This is a genomic window from Virgibacillus flavescens (genome assembly GCF_050574275.1).
GTDB classification, from domain to species: Bacteria; Bacillota; Bacilli; order Bacillales; family Amphibacillaceae; genus Virgibacillus_F; species Virgibacillus_F flavescens.
Map to the genome: position 1 here is coordinate 502,737 of NZ_CP192260.1, position 17,524 is coordinate 520,260.

Consider the following 17,524-nt stretch of genomic DNA (forward strand, 5'->3'; position numbering starts at 1 on the left):
TTTCATGATGGAAGGGAATGACCACAAACCGAATAAACGTTCCTTTATTATATCACTATAATTTTACTAATCGGTTCAATCATGATGAAAAAAATATTCCCAATCTAGACAAATCTCCATATATTAAAATGAGGGCGTAAAAAGGAGGAGTTTATCATGAACAATCATAAGCGTTTTAACGGTGACCAAAGGCAGTTCAACTTACCAGATTTATTTTCTGGATTATTCCCTGGATTTCCAGGAGGCGGGCAACCTGGCGGTCCGGGTGGGCCAGGAGGGCCGGGGGGCGGACCGCCTGGACCACCACCCGGTGACGGACAATCCGGAGGTCCCCCAACTACTCCACCTCCATCTTTCACACCATCGCAGCAGCAATTCCAAACGTACGCTGTAGACCCTGGTGGTATCCGAGGTTGTTTATTCCGTTTCACCTACGTTTGGTTAAATCGTGATGCTTTTTGGTTTTTCCCGGTTTTTGTCGGCAGACAATCTATAGCCGGATACAGATGGACTGGTTTTAGATGGGTCTATTTCGGAATAGATTTAAACAGAATTCAATCATTTCAATGTTATTAAACTAAGGATTGGAGGAAAAAAGAATGCAACATGCAGTATATCTTTATTTAGCTTGTATACTAGCTGGTTTCGCACTTGCGAACCTGCCAACTTCCACTTTAATTTCAGCTGATATAGCAAGTTTTTTTGACATCATTGGCGGGATAGCAATTATTGTGTTTGGGTTGGTCTTGTTATACCTTGGTGTTAGAGCATTAATCAGAAAATAGTTTAAAAAACTCGGCATTCGCTTCGTCTTTACTAGCGAATGTCGAGTTTTACTACTTACGTATTAGAAAACTTGGATTATCGCCAAACTTTAGTTGCACTTATGCAGCAAGAAAGAATATATACTTTCTTATCTGTTAAAAAAAGCACAGCTCTGTTGCTCTCGGAACTGTACTTTCCTGCAATCTATTCATGTTTGATATCTTCGACTATCGTTTCCACTTCATTGCGTGAAATTTTTTCCCGTCCACCTTTTAACGCTTTAAGCGTTCGCTTTGCGAGTGCTAAAGGAATCCTGCAAAACAAAAGAATATTACGGTTTTTGATATCCTTCATGTATTCATCAGCCAGCGCTAAATTCTTTTCTGTGTAAACAAATAAATCTTCTCTGGTCCAGCTGTCAGGTACAAAACTAACTCCGCGCTCTTTATCCTCTTCTTGATTGCGTAAAATATTTACTATCTGCAAACCGCGTCCATATGCAATTGCGAGGTCCCTATCTGTTTCCGTACCATCATACCAATTCCATATATCTGAAAGCATAACCCCGACCAGTCCTGCAACATAGTAAGTATAATCATCCAGGTCTTCTTTAGTTTTTATTTCCCAATCTTTTTCGACCCATTTTGCCATTCCAGAAGCCATAATACTAGTGGATTCTTTTATTTTACCAACAATTTCGTCTGGACAAAATGTAACCCAATCACCTAAGCGCATCGTTACTTCTGGTAATTGCTCTTTATAAGGGTCCACTAACTCAAGGTATGCATTATTATCAAATTCATTATCTTTTAAAAGAATACTGACAGATTGAAGTAAATTCTGTTTAATCTTCGCGTCCAGCATTTCATGATCTTCAATTTCATCGATGGCCCGCATACACAAATAAGCTGAACCAACTGTATCTTTTAGTACAGGTTTCAATAAACTAATCGGTATGTAGAATGTTCTGCTTGTAAGTTTTAATATTTGCATTGCTTCTTTTTGCAACTTTGTTCCGTTTCTCAACTTTTATCCTCCTTCGTAAACTACGAGGTATAGTTAAGTATAACAAATATTACCGATAATATATATATTGCAAGCACTATCGCTAGTTTTTCTCAAATTACTGGATTTATATTCTCTCATGTGAAAAAAGCTATCCAACTAAGGTAAACTTAATTGAATAGCTTCGCATGTCGCTTTATTTAAGTAGATTTTCGGTCGAAATATATTTAGACAACGCCTGCTGCATCGAACTAAATGTATTTACCTCCGTAAAGTTAATACCTAATGTTACCATTGTCTGGGCAACTTCCGGACGAATTCCAGCTAAAACAGCTTCTACTCCCACTAATTCCAGTGATTGAATTATTTTAAAAATATAATGTGCCACCATCGTATCAACAACTGCAACACCTGATAAATCAATAAATAAATGCGATAAATCACGTTTCGCCGATTCGCGCAATGCTGTTTGCAGTAAAACATCAGCCCGGTCCGTGTCAATCCCACCAATAATTGGTAATACTGCAAATCCATCCAGAATCGGGACAACTGGAGCAGACAAGGTTAAGAATTTTTCCTGCGCTTCATCCAATACTTCTTTATATGATTTAACATATGCATTACTGTAAGTGTAAACTGCATGGTCCAATAGTGGATCAATTTTACGAATTAACTCAAAAATAGCTTCCGTTGACAATTTGTTAGTCTTTCCAATCAGCTCAATATTTTTCCATATAATTTGTCGCACATTAGATGTACTTTTAAGTGATTCATCTAATGCAACACCATATCTAATCGCTAGTTCCCCTGTCTTCTTGCCCCAAGCTGCAATTCGATTTGTGGCATTTTCTGGTTCCATTGCAAATGAATCTGCAATAATATGGATAATTTCAGCACGAATCTCTAAACCTTCTTCTGTATCATTTTTCTTATCTACTACCATTTCACGTGAAATATCGTACTTCATTTCTTCTATTTTATTTCCCACAAACCTAACCTCTTCAACTATCGATTGATTATTCAACGACATTTTGAGCCCACCTTACATAGGGTATTCTAACCAATTATATTATACTACATATACCGTTTATATACACATAAGGATTTTAAGGCATGCTGCGTTTTCTGAAGCTGCGCAATATGTGACATTTTCTTTCATATATATTAGACTAACGGTAACAATAAAGAATTAAAGGTGGGATTTAAGTGACGGGACAAGATAAAAATTATGAACTGGCTCCAAAAACATGTTCAATCGAGAGGTTAATAACAGTTCCACAGGACATTAAAAAAGTCTTAAACGGTCAAAAGACGGCTACCCGCCGGAATGGCAGATACGCTGATGTTGGAGAAATCATGAACCTTGATGACAAGCATTTTGAAGTGACAAACGTTTATAAACAAACCCTTGGTGAGCTAACTGATAAGGAAGCTAACCAAGAAGGCTACGACACTGTTGAAGAATATAAACATTCCATTCTCTCGAATCATCCAGGCATGCCTTGGTTATCGAAGATGGAAGTATGGGTTCATGAGTTTGCACCAGTTAACAAGAATTAATAGAACTTGATGCATAATTATTAATGAAGAGGCATGACACCAATACTTTAATTAAATTCTAATCCGAACGATCCATTTGGGGTCCGTTCGGATTATTTCTATTAGACGCTTATAAATGTTTCCCCTCAGAGACCAGCAACATTGCTTCGTCGTTCCATTTGTACAACATCACGCCACACACCGTCCAGTTTTCCAATCCGTTCTTCGGTCCCAAGAACCCTGAATCCATACTTTTCATGTAATGCGAGACTGGTTTTATTTTCAGGGAAAATCCCTGACTTCAATGTCCAAAAACCATGATTTTCACTTTCTTTAATTATTTCTTCTAGAAGTCTGCTGCCCAAACCTTTGCCAGCACTTGCGAGCCGTAAATATATACTGACTTCTGCTACCCCAGCATACGCTTTTCTGCTTGATTTAGGGGTTAATGCTGCCCAGCCAATTACGTCGTTATATTCACGTGCAACTAACCGGCAAGTTGATATATGATCACGATCCCAAACTTCCCATTCAGGCGTCGTTGTCTCGAAGGTCGCGTTCCTTGTATCAATTCCCTCTTGAAATATTTCCAATACCTGTTCTGCATCCTTCTTCTTCATCTCATCTATTAAAATCATTGCATTACCTACTCTCCTAGTAAAAATGGTATTCCGACTGCTCCTGCAATTATTACGATAATAAAAACCCATGATAACGGATGTGCCCAGTTATTGGTCCATCCCACCCCAAAACGTTTTTCTAAAAATATGGAAGGGTCATTTTTATTATAGTAAAACACCCCAAGCTTCCAGTATTGGTCGTCATCCCGATCGATTACACTCCCGTTGCCGCCATCGGATATCTTAACTCTGCTTCCACCCTGACCTGTAGTAATCGACAGAAAAACTGCCCCGACAGTTACACCAATCCCAAGAACTAGCGGCGCTATGATTAAGACCTGCTGATTAATTGGAAAAACAAAGGATAATTGAATAATACAAAACAAGATTGCTATTGCGATACCTGTAATAATTATATATGCTGACCACCTTCGTCTGAAGATAACATTTTTTCGCATCGAATCTTCAGGATTAGCAGCACTTACTTGTTGTTTTACTTTACCTATCATTGTGTTAATAAATAGAAAAAGTAACGTTAAATAAACCTGCATGACTGGCATAACTAAAAGGGAACGGTACGATTTATCCGCCCAATTGGTTACATTTCCTTCGAAGTCGTATTGCATTGGAACTCTTTCTGGAATTTGATCGTAATAAGTAAAGGTTATATAAATAGAAACAAAAGCAATAATAAAAGAGACAATAAACCACAGATTGGAATATATCAGCTTCTGGTCACGAAACTTTGTATCTATAACCGTTACTTGCACTCTTATCCCTGCCCAATTTTCTTCCTTTTTCAACGATTTCATTTCCCGGTGAAATTTAAGGTATATAAAAAAGCTGCCTATAATAAATATCCCAATAATAATAGAAAAAAGGATACTAATTATTTCCTCGTCTTTAAAATAAGTACCTGCACTTAGAAATATAACGGTAATAATGATGCTCCATATTCCAGTAAGAGTCGCATACTGCTTTCTCATCGAATGCAGTTTAGTACTGTGGTATATTTCTTCAGGTATGGAAACACCAAAGCTTTCTGTCTTTCTTGTCCAAAACGGAATAAACATAAGTGAAATATACACGGGAATTAAAATTACTACCAGTAAAAAAATCATCGTACTATTCATTTACCTCTCTCCTTCACTTTTACTAAAACTATGGAAGACTTCCCTGCATAGCTCTATAAATTCATCTTCTCTGACATCCCGGCAAATTGATTCCGCAATAATTGGATGTAATTTGTTCTTTAAATTTGAAATATAAGCTTCATTAGCAATGGCTACACCTTCAGGATTTACCACTACACCTTTTTGCCTGTGAATAAGAATAAACCCTTCCTGTTTTAACTGCTGGTACGCTTTATTGACCGTATGAAGGTTGATTCCAATATCGGCTGCCATTGATCTGACGGATGGTAAACCTTCACCTGGCACAATCTCTTTTTTTGCTATTCCTGCAATAATTTGATTTTTTAATTGTGTGTATATAGGTTCTGTTGCTTCAAAATCAAGATTTATATACAAATTGAACCACCCTCTTAATTGAATGTATGTTTGTTATATTAAGTATATAACAGTTATTACATAAAAACAAAATTAATTCGAAACAAATAAATTGATACAATCCCTAGTGATCTGCTATGATTACTAGAAATAAACGTTAAAATAAGAATTTTCTCATCAATTAGAATGAATGATTACTACCGCAATCGGGAGGTTTTAATGATGACAGAAAAAGTGTATGTAATTCATGAAAATAAGGAATGGACAGTACATTTAACGAATCGACTGGATGAACTAAATCTACCTTATGAAGAATGGCATTTAGATAAAGGAACAATTGATTTAACTTCCACTCCTCCAGAAGGAGTTTTCTATAACCGGATCAGCGCCTCCTCCCATACTCGTGGTCATAGGTTTGCTCCCGAATTAACGGAAGCAGTATTAGCGTGGCTTGAGCACCATGGTCGTAAAGTAGTTAATGGAACTCGTGCATTACGGCTGGAAGTAAGCAAAGTGAATCAGTATATGGCTCTGGAAGCGGCCGGTGTGCGCACACCAAAGACAGTTGCGGCCGTCGGGAAGGAACAGACGATCAAAGCTGCTGAAGAATTGGGTGTCGATTCTTTTATTACAAAACATAATCGCGCTGGAAAAGGTCTTGGGGTTCAGTTGTTCCATTCAGTCGAAGCATTACAAGAGTATCTTGAAGGTTCATCCTTCGACCCATCAATTGACGGCATCACGCTTATCCAGGAATATATAAAAGCTCCTGAACCGTATATAACTCGCTGTGAATTCGTTGGGGGAAAGTTTGTTTACGCCGTTCAGGTTGATACCTCAGAAGGGTTTGAACTATGCCCTGCTGATGCTTGTAAAATAGAAGATTTATATTGTCCTGCCGGAGAAGAAGGCTCAGAAAAGCCAAAATTTCAAATTGTCCCGGACTTTCATGATCCTATTATTAAAAAATATGAAGATTTCCTCAAACAAAATGATATTCAAGTAGCAGGCATTGAGTTTATATATGATCAGAATGGTGACATTTTCACCTATGACGTAAATACAAATACAAATTACAATTCTGATGCTGAGTCACAGGCAGATAAGTACGGCATGCTTGAACTCGCAAAATATCTAGGTGCTCAATTAAGTAACGTTTACCAATAAAGAAGAATCCCCTGCATTAAATTGGGTACTGAAGCCATCCTTATCCTGCGCTAAGTAAGAGGCTCGACATTCGCCTTAAGGTGCGCCACGTATATTCGAAGATGCGAGATGGATGATCCACCTATTTCGGACCATAAGTCACTTCTGACCCCACCCTTCTGCTTCGAAGGTGGGTTTTTTTGCCTCCTGCTTTTCAAATTATGATAAACTTGTAGATACACCGAAACGAAATTAATTTTATATAAATGGATAAATGGCAATACTGGACATGTTGTTAGAACAGTATGTATTGCAAAAAAGGGGTAATAAGAATGGTTCACGATATTTCGTTAGAAGGATTGTTCGAACTGAAAGAAAAAGAAACCCATACAATGATTGATGTTCGTTCACCAAAAGAATTTGAAGAAGCTACAATACCAGGCAGTATCAATATTCCAATTTTTAATAACGACGAACGCGCCGAAGTGGGAACAATTTATAAACAAGTTGGACCAAAAGCTGCCAAAGAACGCGGTCTGGAAATTTTTTCGGCAAAGCTTCCAGAGTTCATCAAAACATTTGAGCAAATAAACACATCGAAAACTGTCTTCTGCTGGCGTGGTGGAATGCGAAGTAAAACTGCAGCAACTGTTCTTGAGCTGATGGGAAATAAAGCGTTCCGGTTAAATGGCGGAATTCGCTCATACCGACAATGGGTGGTTCGTACGCTTGAAAACTATGAACTAACCTCAAAAGCATATGTATTAAATGGTAATACGGGATCAGGTAAAACCATTCTTTTGGAAAGGCTTAACGAGAACGGCTATCCAGTACTCGATTTAGAAGGCATGGCCAGCCATCGCGGCTCGATTTTTGGACAAATTGGATTGAAACCGAGTAATCAGAAAAAATTTGAATCGACATTAGTAGATCAGCTAATGAAACATCAAAACGCTCCCTACTTATTTATGGAAGGCGAAAGTAAACGAATTGGTAAAGTGACAATTCCTGAATTTTTATATAACCATAAAGAAAATGGAGTTCAAATTTTTATTAATTTGCCGATAGAAGAACGCGTTAATAATATCATAGAGGATTACCAGCCATGGAATTCTCCGGAAAAGTTCATAGAAGCATTCAACTTAATTAAAAAACGAATTCATACACCAATCGCGAAAGAAATACACGACTATTTACTAAGCGAGGATTATAAACCAGCAGTTAAATTATTGCTTGAATATTACTATGACCCCCGTTATGAGCACGCAGCTGAGGGATATTCAGAAGATAAAAAAATTATGATTAACGCTCCTTCAATTGATGATGCCTTTCGTCAAATTCAGGAATTAATAAAAGAAAGAACAAAGAAACAGCAAAAACTTTTGTAGATTGAGGTGACACCACATGACAATATTAATTGATGCTGACGCTTGCCCAGTAAAAGACAGCGTTACTTCAATCGCTGCCGATGCACAAATTCCTGTCATACTCGTAAAGAGCTTCGCACACTTTTCACATGGTGACGAAGCAGCTGGTGTCGAAACTGTGTATGTGGATACTGGAGCAGATTCAGCAGATTTCCGCATCATGCAGCTTGCTAAAAGCGACGATATTATTATTACACAGGACTATGGCCTAGCTTCGCTTGCACTAGGTAAAGGATGTATAGTCCTGCACCATAAAGGGTTTGAATATACCCAGGAAAACATTGACGAGCTTTTACATACCCGTTACACGAGTGCCATGGCTAGAAAAAGCGGCAAGCGCACTAAAGGACCCAAGGCGTTTACTGAAGAAGATCAACGGAAGTTCAAAGATCTGCTGTTACGAAAGATTACTAACTAGAATGCCAGATTCAAACTAAACGTTTTGCAGAAAATAGAGATCATACCCTTGGGGATGGTCTTTATTTTTGCCAAAAAATATCCTTTCGATATTTTTTATCAACCCATATTGTCTTCGATTACCTTCTTTATTTTTAAAACGATGACCCTCTCCCTATCTGTGTCGATATCACAACACTTCCTACATATTTAATTACATATTTTGTCAATATACATTATTTTATAACTTTTCTTGACAAGAATAGCCAATAATACCTACATTTTCCAATTTTTTCTAACTTGCCCAACATATTCTACATAAGATTTCCCAGGAAATAAACAAACCTATCAGACTATGTCAGATTTTGAATTTGTTTGCTATATTTGAATAGTCAGAAAAAAACAAGGAGGAATTTTATGAAGTGGAAACCATTAGTAGCGTCACTAGTTTTAGGTACTAGCATCATCTCCGGAGGTTCTCTTGCACATGCCGAAACAGGAACTTCTATCGATAAAAGCGTAAATGGTCCTCAGTTTGTGAAAAAGAACTTCCAGGCACCAAATGTAGTTTCAAAGAAAGCTGTACAAGCATTTTTTAAAGAAAATGCGAAAGAACTAGGTATTGATTCTAAGAAAGATTTACAATTTATAAAAGTAGAACAGGACGACCTCGGTATGAAGCATTACACCTATCAGCCGGTCGTTGAAAATATTCCAGTTGCCAATGCCAGGGTTATTGTGCACACGGATAAACACGGCAATGTGACATCAGTAAATGGAAACTTCCATAATGATGCACCTTCAAAGTTAAAACAACAACGTGAATTAAATAAAAATGAAGCAATTGATCATGCCTGGAAACACATTGATGTAAGTCGTAAAGAGGCAGATCAAAAAATTAAATCTATAAAAGGCAGTGACTTCGAGACACTTACCGAAACTAGTAATCTCGTAGTGTTGGAAGAGGATGGTGAATATACGTTAGCTTACCATGTAGAATTACAGTTTTCCGAGCCTTATCCAGCAAACTGGCAAGTATATGTGAATGCTGAATCTGGTGAAATTTTACAGTCTATGAATGTTGTAAATGAGGCGACAGGAACGGGGACTGGCGTGTTAGGTAATACAAAATCATTAAATACTTACTATACAAATAGCACATACTATTTATATGACGTAACAAAATCAATGAATGGAGTTATAGCAACTTTTGATAACTATAATGGTTCCTCATTGCCTGGATATTACGTAACAGACAGCGGCAATACGTTCAATAGTGAACGACAAAAAGCAGCAGTAGACGCGCATTATTACGCTGGACAAGTTTTCGATTATTATTATAATACATTTGGCCGTGTAAGTTACGACAATCAAGGTTCTGATATTGTTTCTACTGTTCATTATGGCAACAACTATAACAACGCAGCATGGACAGGAAATCAAATGATTTACGGTGATGGCGACGGGTCCACATTTACTTACCTGTCTGGAGCAAACGATGTGGTTGCCCATGAGCTTACACACGCAGTAACCGATACTACCGCAGGATTAATTTACGAATCTCAGTCCGGCGCATTAAACGAGTCATTCTCTGACGTATTTGGATTTTTCGTAGATTCAGAGGATTGGTTAATGGGTGAAGATGTATATACACCTTATCAATCCGGCGATGCACTTCGTTCGATGTCTAACCCAAATGCTTATAATCAGCCAGATCACATGAACGAGTATCAAAATTTGCCTGTTACACGTGAAGGTGATTGGGGTGGCGTACACATTAACAGTGGTATCCCTAACAAAGCAGCATATTATACAATTAATAGCTTAGGGATTTCCAAAGCTCAAAATATTTATTACCGTGCGTTAACAGTTTACCTAACACCAAATAGTGATTTCTCTTATGCACGAGAAGCATTAGAACAGTCAGCAAACGATCTGTATGGTGCGTCAACAGCAAATGCCGTATCCCAAGCATGGAGCAATGTCGGCGTATACTAACTAAAAAAACCGGACGGTACCAGGTACCGCCCGGTTTTTGTTGTTTTTTGTCGAATCTTAGTTAAATGAGTTTTCCAATGTAGGTCAGCGCTTCTACTTCTTTTGAATCTGCACTTCCATCCAAAATTTTACGAACATCCTCTATTGTATCCTTCAGATTAACTGACTCCCCTTTTTGACCGGTGAATTCCTCTGCAACATAAAATGGTTGAGTCAAATATGCTTCTAGTCGTTCGCCGCGTTTATACGTCACGAGTTCAGATTTAGGTATACTGTCCAGTCCCTTCACATTTACTAGTGAACGTAATTCATGGTACCTGCGCAATAACTTCTGTGCCCGCTGCTGTGTTGTAAAATGGTTCTGATCAACGTGTGCACCCTCTAGAACTGAAGATGTTGAATAGACAGGATTTATTGCTGGATACTTATACCTTACTGACAAATCAGCATCGAATCTCCAAAGCGTTTCAAGCGGTCCATAAGGCAGATCTTCGTCAACCACTTCCCCTTTTAAATCCACTAACATCGTTGTGACATTAGATAAACCTATAGCTTCAAGCTGATCCTGCAGTTCATATACTTTTCCTGTTAAAACGTGACTTCGATCAGCAGCAAAAGCAATTTCTTTATCTTTTCCAACAGCAGCCATTTTCTCGTACGTTTCATCAATAGATGCAGTTACAATGTCCACATAGTTTAAAATGTCATTAATTTCCGGATTATCTCCATCCGGTTTCAATAAAATGGTTACAAACCCATCTTCTTTTAATCGATAAAACAATTCTGAAATAACTACAAGCTGACCCATTCCAGGTCGGGAAACCAATCCAACTGTTCCACCTTTAGAAATTGGAGCAAACAAATCCAAAGTCTTGATTTTCGTTTCAATCATGTCAACCGTCTCCCCTCTAATAATTAACTCATCCAAACTGCACTCTGCAAGCGTCGCTAAAGCCACTAGTGTTCGAACCTCTGATCTTCCTACAGGTATTTTACCTGTACACAAATTTGATACTGTCGCTGGACGCAAACCGACAGATTTAGCAGCGCTTGTTAGATTTGGCACTCGACGCCGCAGTAATGCAACATTCAATCGAATATTTTCCATTTGATCGCCCCCTTACTTTATATAGTAATTTATATTACGTTTAAAAGCAACCATTTGTTACTCTGAAGCGTAAAAATAATTTCTTTTTCATGCTATAGCTACCCTTAAATAAAAAGACTATTGTTGAATCACATTAATTAATCATCTAGTCTGCTATAATGTGAATGGTCAAAAACTCATATTGAAAATGGGGGAATTCATTATGTACGAACAAATAAAACATCTGGACGCAGCACATCAAATAGAATATATAGCACGCCAACTCATCCAAGTTGAAAGCGTTAATGGGACCAGTGGGGAAGTTGATTTAGCCAATGCCGTGAAGCAATGGCTGGTATCATTTCCTTATTTTAAAGCAAACCCGCATGACGTGTGGGAACAGCATGTCCCAAACGACCCGCTTGGCCGTAAAAATGTCTTTGCACTATTAAAAGGTCCCTCTTCATCGGATAACACGATTATCTATCATGCACATATGGATACTGTTGGTATTGACGACTTCGGGAATATGAAACAGCATGCCTTAAACTCAGATGCAATGGAAACTTATTTTAAAGAATATCCATATAATCAGGATGTTCAAAAGGATGCACATTCTGGAGACTATTTATTTGGCCGAGGTTCTGTTGATATGCAAAGCGGCATTGCCGTTCACCTTGCTAACCTGCTTTATTTTTCAGAGCATCTTAACGAACTACCGGGAAATATTTTATTTATGACAAATCCTGACGAAGAAAGTCAGCATAAAGGTATTACTTCGTCCATTCCAGAAATTAATCGATTAAAAACAGACAAACAGTTAGAATTTACAGCAGCAATTAATACAGATTTTATTACTCCAATGTATGAGGGTGATCCGCACCGGTATATTTACACAGGATCTGCAGGAAAACTGCTGCCAAGTTTCTATATCTACGGGCGAGAAACACATGTAGGCAATACACTCTCCGGGATCGATCCGACACTTATATCATCAGAGATTAACAGACGAATTAATAACAACCTGGATCTAACCGAGAACATAGAAGGTGAACTGATTTTGCCGCCGTCATGCCTGTATCAAAAAGATACAAAATCAGCGTACAATGTACAGACAGCTAAGAGCAGTTATTTGTATTTTAATTATTTTATTTATGAATCTACCGCAAAAGAGGTAATGAATAAACTTGAAAAAATAACAACAGAAGCATGTGAACAGATCTCAGAAAAGGCTGAACAGCAGTATAAAGAATTTGCAAAAAGAAGTAATCTACCGGAAGTGAACAGTCAAAAATGGACAATCGAAGTAACAACCCTTGAGAATTTCATTTCAGAATTAGAAGATATGGGACAGGACCCTAAGGTGGTTTCAAGAGAGGTTGCTGAACAATACAGTTATCTCGATGAACGAATGCTTTGCTTTAAAATTGCTGAAGAGCTTCAGCAATTAGATCCTGATAAAAAGCCCAGAGTCATTATTTTTTATGCACCGCCATATCTACCACATAATTTCTTGAATGAATCTATTGAGAAAAATAAAAAACTTCTGCAGCTTGTTCATGAAGTAATTGATGATACAGGAAAGAAAACAGGTGAAAAATTTTCTATCAAGAAATTTTTCCCATACCTTGGTGATGGAAGCTTCCTTTCTTTACATGAAACGGATGAAGAAATTGCAACGCTTGTAAACAATTTCCCAGAAATTGATAGGCTTTACCCCATTCCTTTTCATGAAATACGAGCGTTAAACGTCCCATCCATTAATATGGGCGTTTATGGGAAAGACGGACACAAGTGGACTGAGCGTGTATATAAACCATATTCATTTGAAGTACTCCCTGCGCTTATTCGCGAGACAACTGTACGCATGTTACATGCTGTTGGTCAAAAAGTATAAGAGCATCAAAAAGGAGCTAATCATTATCTACTGATTAGCTCCTTTTTCTATAATAGATGGTATATCGGTTAAGCTTTCAATATTGTAATCCGGCTCTGCGTCATTCCACTGGTTATTCTTTTTCCAAATCGTTTTCATGCCGATAGTACGAGCGGCCATGATGTCCTTCTCAGGATGATCTCCTATAAAAATACTTTCATGTGGATGCACGTTGAGTCGACTTAACGCTTTCTCGAAAATTTTCGGATCTGGTTTTTTAATTCCTTCACTCTCTGAAATAAGTATTGTATCGAAGTATTTTTCAATACCGAGAGCGGTGATATTATCCAGCTGGAATTGACTTCTCCCGTTCGTGATGATGCCAAGGGAGAAGGAATTCTGCTTGAGTGATTTTAGCATGTTGATTAAACCAGGAAAAGGTATACAGCTAAGTTTGAACTCACTAATATAGTCGGCTAATAACAACTCCCAGGACAGTGCAATCTTAAATTCTTCCACCATTTGCTGATATACTTTATCCTTCCAGACATAACCATGGTCATCAAGTTCAATAAATCTAGTTGCGTATGCCTCTTTAGGTATATGTTTCAAGATTTCGAACATGCGGCTATATTGAAGATTAATAAAATGTTTAACAGACTGATCACGATCAAGCAGCGTGCCGTCTAAGTCAAAAACCACAGCCTTAATCACGTTAATCAGCCCCTTCAACATTTTTCGACAAAATCCGAGTGGTACCTGGTACCGAGTTATCTCTTTTCAACGATTAACACTTTTAAATAGTTGCCTTGTGGGAAGCTTGGGTTTGTTTTGAAATCTGCAGGCAATGAGAATTCTTCTACTACTTTATACTTGGTTTGTGTTTCTTTAAACGCTTTATCCACAAATCCTTTAAATTTCCTCATACCAAACGAAGCATTATTGGTAGATGCAACAATAACTCCATTTTTTTCCGTAATGGCGATCGTATCCTTGATAAGAGCCGGATAGTCTTTAGATGTACTGAATGTATGCTTTTTGGAACGGGCAAAACTTGGTGGGTCAAGAATGACAACATCAAATTTCAATTCTTTCCGCTTTGCGTACTTAAAGTATTCAAATACATCCATTACCTTAATATCCTGCTGCTCATAGTCAATCCCATTTACACTAAACTGTTCAATCGTCTTACTCTTACTCCGCTTAGCTAAGTCAACATTAGTTGTTTTTACTGCGCCACCTAGTGCAGCACCTACTGAAAACGCTCCGGTATAAGAAAACGTATTCAGCACATTCTTACCGTTTGAATAGTTATCACGAATGGCTTTTCTTACCTCGCGTTGATCAAGAAAAACGCCAACCATTGCACCATCATTCAAATATACTGCATAGTTCATCCCGTTTTCCTTCACGATTATCGGAAATTCACCACGTGTACCCTGCACAAAATCATCGTCATCAATATATTGACCTTTGGTATCAAAACGTTTTTTTTCATAGATAGCGTTATATTCACAAAGCTCCTCAAGCGCACGAATTACATGTTTTTTGAACGTGTAAATGCCTTCGCTATACCAGTTAATTAAATAATAACCGTCAAAGAAGTCAATCGTAAAACCGCCAATACCATCACCTTCACCATTGAATACCCGAAACGCTGTAGTATCATCTTTTTGATAAAACGACTTCCTGGCATTGAGCGCGGCATCTATCCTTGTTTTGAAAAAAACAGAATCAACCTTCTCTGCTTTATTGTGCGTCAATACCCAGCCAATTCCTTTATTCTGGGCGCCATAATAAGCTTTTGCGATAAATTGACCGGTTTGATCTACAAGATGAAAGATACTTCCCTCTTCTTTAAGTGAATTCGGATTCGAGATCGTATCTTTATTAACTAACGGAAACCCTTTTTTGTATTCTGCTATATACTTTGCTTTAACGTTTAATTCTGTTATTGCTGACATATTTTCATCCTATCAATTTTTTCTTTATTATCGCATTCTCCATTGAAAAGTAAAAGAGATAGGGGTGTCAGTTGAAAAATGGTTTGTTATAACTCTACTTTCGCAGATAGATATTTTTGATGAATGCAATAAACTACATTTTTTGTAGCACTTGAAATATGTTAGTTGACACAAATTACAAATAAGTCTATTCCTAAAACGAGCTGTTAATTACTTTGTCGTATTTGATGGAAACTACGAAGTAACTCGTTTTAACATTACCTTTATTATCAAATAGAGGTTCTGAAGCTGCCGTCCTGGATAGCTGCGGACTGGTATAGCAGTTTACGTCATTGTTTTTTCTTTAACTAGTGCATGTAGAAATAGAATAGCCGTGCTATCAGCGAGGCAGTTAATAAATCTGCGACATTCATATTTTGTCTAGAGATTGGAGCGGATGGCAGTCGACTCCTGCGGGAGGACAGGCATAGGTGAGACCCCGGAGTGCGATTATAGCAAGAGGAGGCTCACCAGCCGCCCTAAGGTGCGCGACTGCCATACGCGGAAATCTCGTTGCTGTTACTTCGCCTTTTTTCGGTGTGGTAAGTTAATTCGCAGTATAGAGATTTTGTGTCAACCTACAACCGATTGCGGGCTTATTCCACTATTTTAGGGAGCACCTATATTTTTCAGTCAGCGAAAGTTTAGTTATAACTTTTTAACGGTGAAATTATTGTTTAATACCGCCCAGTTTTCTGGAAATGGATTGCCTAATACCCAGTAACTGATGCCGCGCAATCCATAGTCCTTAACGGTGTCATATTTCGCCTGCATACTTCTCGCATCTTCAAACCAAACTTCATGCTGCTGACCGTTTTCGTCAGTATAACGGTAAAAAGGTGATTGATAAGTCGTATTATATTCGATATCGACACCGTATGTCGCAGCTAACTGAACGGCCTCACGCGGACTAACTGTTCTTGCCAGCGTTCCATCTTGCCATGGAATTTTCCAATCCCGTCCGTACAACGGAACACCCATTAGTATTTTCTCTGGCGGAATTTCAGTTACAGCATAATCAAGCACTTCACGTACCTCGTTTATAGGAGCGATTGCCCATGGTCTGCCACCTGCCCATCCCCATTCATACGTCATAATCACCACGAAGTCTACGATTTCACCGTGCGCCTGATAATCATGTGCTTCATAAAGTAGACCTTGTTGATCAGCCGTATCTTTTGGTGCAAGCGCAGTGGACACTAGCAGTCCTTCTGGCCGCAATCGTGCCACAAGCCGACGAAGAAACGCATTATAATTTTCCCGATCCTCTGGATAAACATATTCGAAATCAACGTTTATCCCCATATAACCTTTTGCCCTAATAGTCTCCAGAATATTGGTGATTAACGTCTCCTGTAACTGAGGATTCCCGAGCATTGTCGCAGTTAAATCTGAACTGAAAGACCCTTCAGTAAAGTTCGTTAAAACAAGCAGAGGAGCTGTATTTGTTGCTCTCGCTGCTTCTAGAACTTGTGCATCCTGCAGCTCTGATAATGTTCCATCTGCCTGAAAACTGTAAGTAAATGGGGATAGATAAGTAAAATTGCTTCCTAGTGCTAATACCTCTCTCCTTCCCTGTTCGTTTAATTGTGTCGTATACGTGTTTACTTCAATTACAGGTTTATCTTGTGCCGGAATTCGCAATCGTTGCCCCGGATAAATGTAGGATGGATTTGCAATATTATTCGCTGAAGCAATCTGATCTACAGATACGTTGTATTCCTGTGCGACTCCCCATAAAAATTCGCCTACCTGTACGACATGAATCGAATATGGCAGCACGAGTAAGTCACCAACGAAAATTAACGCCGGATTGGTAATGTTATTTGCCTGAGCCAACTCAGAAACAGGTACTCCAAAACGCTGAGCAATCGCCCACAAATGATCACCTGGCACTACAACATATTCTTTTTTCGGATCAGGAATAACCAGGGATTGACCAATAACAAGTACATCAGGGTTATCAAGCCCATTGACTAAAACTACCTGCGTTATATCCACCCCATAATTCTGTACAATCCTCCATAACGTCTCACCACGCCGCACCACATGAATTTCCATAAACTACTCCCTCCAATTATCATACCTACCACCCATGCTATTCAAAAAGAGCCTAGGATGTTAACGGTCTGGAAATAACTGGAGAAAGTACCA

At 38.4% G+C, this 17,524-nt stretch carries 17 protein-coding genes; 8 read left to right on the plus strand and 9 right to left on the minus strand.

The window, feature by feature from the left end; genetic code table 11:
• The first annotated feature begins 156 nt into the window (after nucleotides 1–156).
• A complete protein-coding gene (locus VBD025_RS02415; protein ID WP_430788959.1) occupies nucleotides 157–576 on the plus strand; it encodes a hypothetical protein in 420 nt (139 codons plus the stop codon).
• A gap of 23 nt (nucleotides 577–599) precedes the next feature.
• Nucleotides 600–785: a hypothetical protein gene (locus VBD025_RS02420; protein WP_430788961.1), complete on the plus strand. Its 186-nt coding sequence runs from the start codon at nucleotides 600–602 to the stop codon at nucleotides 783–785.
• Nucleotides 786–969: 184 nt separating this feature from the next.
• Here the strand turns inward: VBD025_RS02420 and VBD025_RS02425 are convergent, their stop codons facing one another.
• Both VBD025_RS02425 and VBD025_RS02430 read right to left on the minus strand, forming a co-directional pair.
• Nucleotides 970–1,791, minus strand: coding sequence for a squalene/phytoene synthase family protein (locus VBD025_RS02425; protein ID WP_430788963.1), 822 nt, complete (start codon nucleotides 1,789–1,791; stop codon nucleotides 970–972).
• Nucleotides 1,792–1,966: 175 nt separating this feature from the next.
• Nucleotides 1,967–2,800 carry an STAS domain-containing protein gene (locus tag VBD025_RS02430; RefSeq protein WP_430788965.1) on the minus strand — a complete coding sequence of 278 codons (834 nt, stop codon included), beginning with the start codon at nucleotides 2,798–2,800 and terminating at the stop codon, nucleotides 1,967–1,969.
• Between the two features lie 176 nt (nucleotides 2,801–2,976).
• On the opposite strand from VBD025_RS02430, the gene VBD025_RS02435 reads away from it, so the two are divergent.
• On the plus strand, nucleotides 2,977–3,330 hold the full coding sequence (locus VBD025_RS02435; RefSeq protein WP_430788967.1) for an ASCH domain-containing protein: 354 nt from the start codon (nucleotides 2,977–2,979) through the stop codon (nucleotides 3,328–3,330).
• Between the two features lie 125 nt (nucleotides 3,331–3,455).
• Here the strand turns inward: VBD025_RS02435 and VBD025_RS02440 are convergent, their stop codons facing one another.
• The 3 genes from VBD025_RS02440 to VBD025_RS02450 are packed head-to-tail and all read right to left on the minus strand — an operon-like array spanning nucleotide 3,456 to nucleotide 5,458.
• The gene (locus VBD025_RS02440) at nucleotides 3,456–3,947 is read right to left on the minus strand and encodes a GNAT family N-acetyltransferase (RefSeq protein ID WP_430788969.1); all 492 of its coding nucleotides are present in this window, start codon (nucleotides 3,945–3,947) and stop codon (nucleotides 3,456–3,458) included.
• An 8-nt stretch (nucleotides 3,948–3,955) separates the two neighbouring features.
• Nucleotides 3,956–5,062, minus strand: a complete 1,107-nt coding sequence (locus tag VBD025_RS02445) for a DUF1648 domain-containing protein (protein WP_430788971.1) — start codon at nucleotides 5,060–5,062, stop codon at nucleotides 3,956–3,958.
• Nucleotides 5,063–5,458, minus strand: a complete 396-nt coding sequence (locus tag VBD025_RS02450; protein WP_430788973.1) for a GntR family transcriptional regulator — start codon at nucleotides 5,456–5,458, stop codon at nucleotides 5,063–5,065. It lies immediately after the preceding gene.
• A gap of 201 nt (nucleotides 5,459–5,659) precedes the next feature.
• Between VBD025_RS02450 and VBD025_RS02455 the strand changes: the two genes are divergently transcribed.
• The 4 genes from VBD025_RS02455 to VBD025_RS02470 all read left to right on the plus strand — a co-directional run bounded on the left by VBD025_RS02455 (nucleotide 5,660) and on the right by VBD025_RS02470 (nucleotide 10,404).
• The gene (locus VBD025_RS02455) at nucleotides 5,660–6,604 is read left to right on the plus strand and encodes an ATP-grasp domain-containing protein (RefSeq protein WP_430791236.1); all 945 of its coding nucleotides are present in this window, start codon (nucleotides 5,660–5,662) and stop codon (nucleotides 6,602–6,604) included.
• 311 nt (nucleotides 6,605–6,915) lie between these two features.
• Entirely contained in the window at nucleotides 6,916–7,971 is a 1,056-nt protein-coding gene (mnmH, locus tag VBD025_RS02460) for a tRNA 2-selenouridine(34) synthase MnmH (protein WP_430788975.1), read from the plus strand.
• A gap of 16 nt (nucleotides 7,972–7,987) precedes the next feature.
• On the plus strand, nucleotides 7,988–8,428 hold the full coding sequence (locus tag VBD025_RS02465) for a YaiI/YqxD family protein (protein WP_430788977.1): 441 nt from the start codon (nucleotides 7,988–7,990) through the stop codon (nucleotides 8,426–8,428).
• Nucleotides 8,429–8,823: 395 nt separating this feature from the next.
• Nucleotides 8,824–10,404, plus strand: coding sequence for a M4 family metallopeptidase (locus VBD025_RS02470; RefSeq protein WP_430788979.1), 1,581 nt, complete (start codon nucleotides 8,824–8,826; stop codon nucleotides 10,402–10,404).
• 61 nt (nucleotides 10,405–10,465) lie between these two features.
• Here VBD025_RS02470 and VBD025_RS02475 read toward each other — a convergent pair whose 3' ends face one another.
• Nucleotides 10,466–11,512: a hypothetical protein gene (locus VBD025_RS02475; RefSeq protein WP_430788981.1), complete on the minus strand. Its 1,047-nt coding sequence runs from the start codon at nucleotides 11,510–11,512 to the stop codon at nucleotides 10,466–10,468.
• A gap of 202 nt (nucleotides 11,513–11,714) precedes the next feature.
• On the opposite strand from VBD025_RS02475, the gene VBD025_RS02480 reads away from it, so the two are divergent.
• Nucleotides 11,715–13,388, plus strand: coding sequence for a M20/M25/M40 family metallo-hydrolase (locus VBD025_RS02480; protein ID WP_430788983.1), 1,674 nt, complete (start codon nucleotides 11,715–11,717; stop codon nucleotides 13,386–13,388).
• A 27-nt stretch (nucleotides 13,389–13,415) separates the two neighbouring features.
• Here the strand turns inward: VBD025_RS02480 and VBD025_RS02485 are convergent, their stop codons facing one another.
• The 3 genes from VBD025_RS02485 to VBD025_RS02495 form a co-directional block, all read right to left on the minus strand.
• On the minus strand, nucleotides 13,416–14,081 hold the full coding sequence (locus VBD025_RS02485) for an HAD family hydrolase (protein ID WP_430788985.1): 666 nt from the start codon (nucleotides 14,079–14,081) through the stop codon (nucleotides 13,416–13,418).
• Between the two features lie 56 nt (nucleotides 14,082–14,137).
• The gene (locus tag VBD025_RS02490; RefSeq protein ID WP_430788987.1) at nucleotides 14,138–15,331 is read right to left on the minus strand and encodes a class I SAM-dependent rRNA methyltransferase; all 1,194 of its coding nucleotides are present in this window, start codon (nucleotides 15,329–15,331) and stop codon (nucleotides 14,138–14,140) included.
• Between the two features lie 687 nt (nucleotides 15,332–16,018).
• On the minus strand, nucleotides 16,019–17,431 hold the full coding sequence (locus tag VBD025_RS02495) for a LysM peptidoglycan-binding domain-containing protein (protein WP_430788989.1): 1,413 nt from the start codon (nucleotides 17,429–17,431) through the stop codon (nucleotides 16,019–16,021).
• Between the last annotated feature and the right edge of the window lie 93 nt (nucleotides 17,432–17,524).

Bases quoted from the DNA above. Each gene is read 5' to 3' on its own strand.
- VBD025_RS02445 (WP_430788971.1), bottom strand. From the start codon at position 5,062: ATGAATAGTACGATGATTTTTTTACTGGTAGTAATTTTAATTCCCGTG.
- VBD025_RS02470 (WP_430788979.1), top strand. From the start codon at position 8,824: ATGAAGTGGAAACCATTAGTAGCGTCACTAGTTTTAGGTACTAGCATC.
- VBD025_RS02430 (WP_430788965.1), bottom strand. From the start codon at position 2,800: ATGTCGTTGAATAATCAATCGATAGTTGAAGAGGTTAGGTTTGTGGGA.
- VBD025_RS02495 (WP_430788989.1), bottom strand. From the start codon at position 17,431: ATGGAAATTCATGTGGTGCGGCGTGGTGAGACGTTATGGAGGATTGTA.
- VBD025_RS02465 (WP_430788977.1), top strand. From the start codon at position 7,988: ATGACAATATTAATTGATGCTGACGCTTGCCCAGTAAAAGACAGCGTT.
- VBD025_RS02480 (WP_430788983.1), top strand. From the start codon at position 11,715: ATGTACGAACAAATAAAACATCTGGACGCAGCACATCAAATAGAATAT.
- VBD025_RS02475 (WP_430788981.1), bottom strand. From the start codon at position 11,512: ATGGAAAATATTCGATTGAATGTTGCATTACTGCGGCGTCGAGTGCCA.
- VBD025_RS02415 (WP_430788959.1), top strand. From the start codon at position 157: ATGAACAATCATAAGCGTTTTAACGGTGACCAAAGGCAGTTCAACTTA.
- VBD025_RS02490 (WP_430788987.1), bottom strand. From the start codon at position 15,331: ATGTCAGCAATAACAGAATTAAACGTTAAAGCAAAGTATATAGCAGAA.
- VBD025_RS02440 (WP_430788969.1), bottom strand. From the start codon at position 3,947: ATGATTTTAATAGATGAGATGAAGAAGAAGGATGCAGAACAGGTATTG.
- mnmH (WP_430788975.1), top strand. From the start codon at position 6,916: ATGGTTCACGATATTTCGTTAGAAGGATTGTTCGAACTGAAAGAAAAA.
- VBD025_RS02420 (WP_430788961.1), top strand. From the start codon at position 600: ATGCAACATGCAGTATATCTTTATTTAGCTTGTATACTAGCTGGTTTC.
- VBD025_RS02455 (WP_430791236.1), top strand. From the start codon at position 5,660: ATGACAGAAAAAGTGTATGTAATTCATGAAAATAAGGAATGGACAGTA.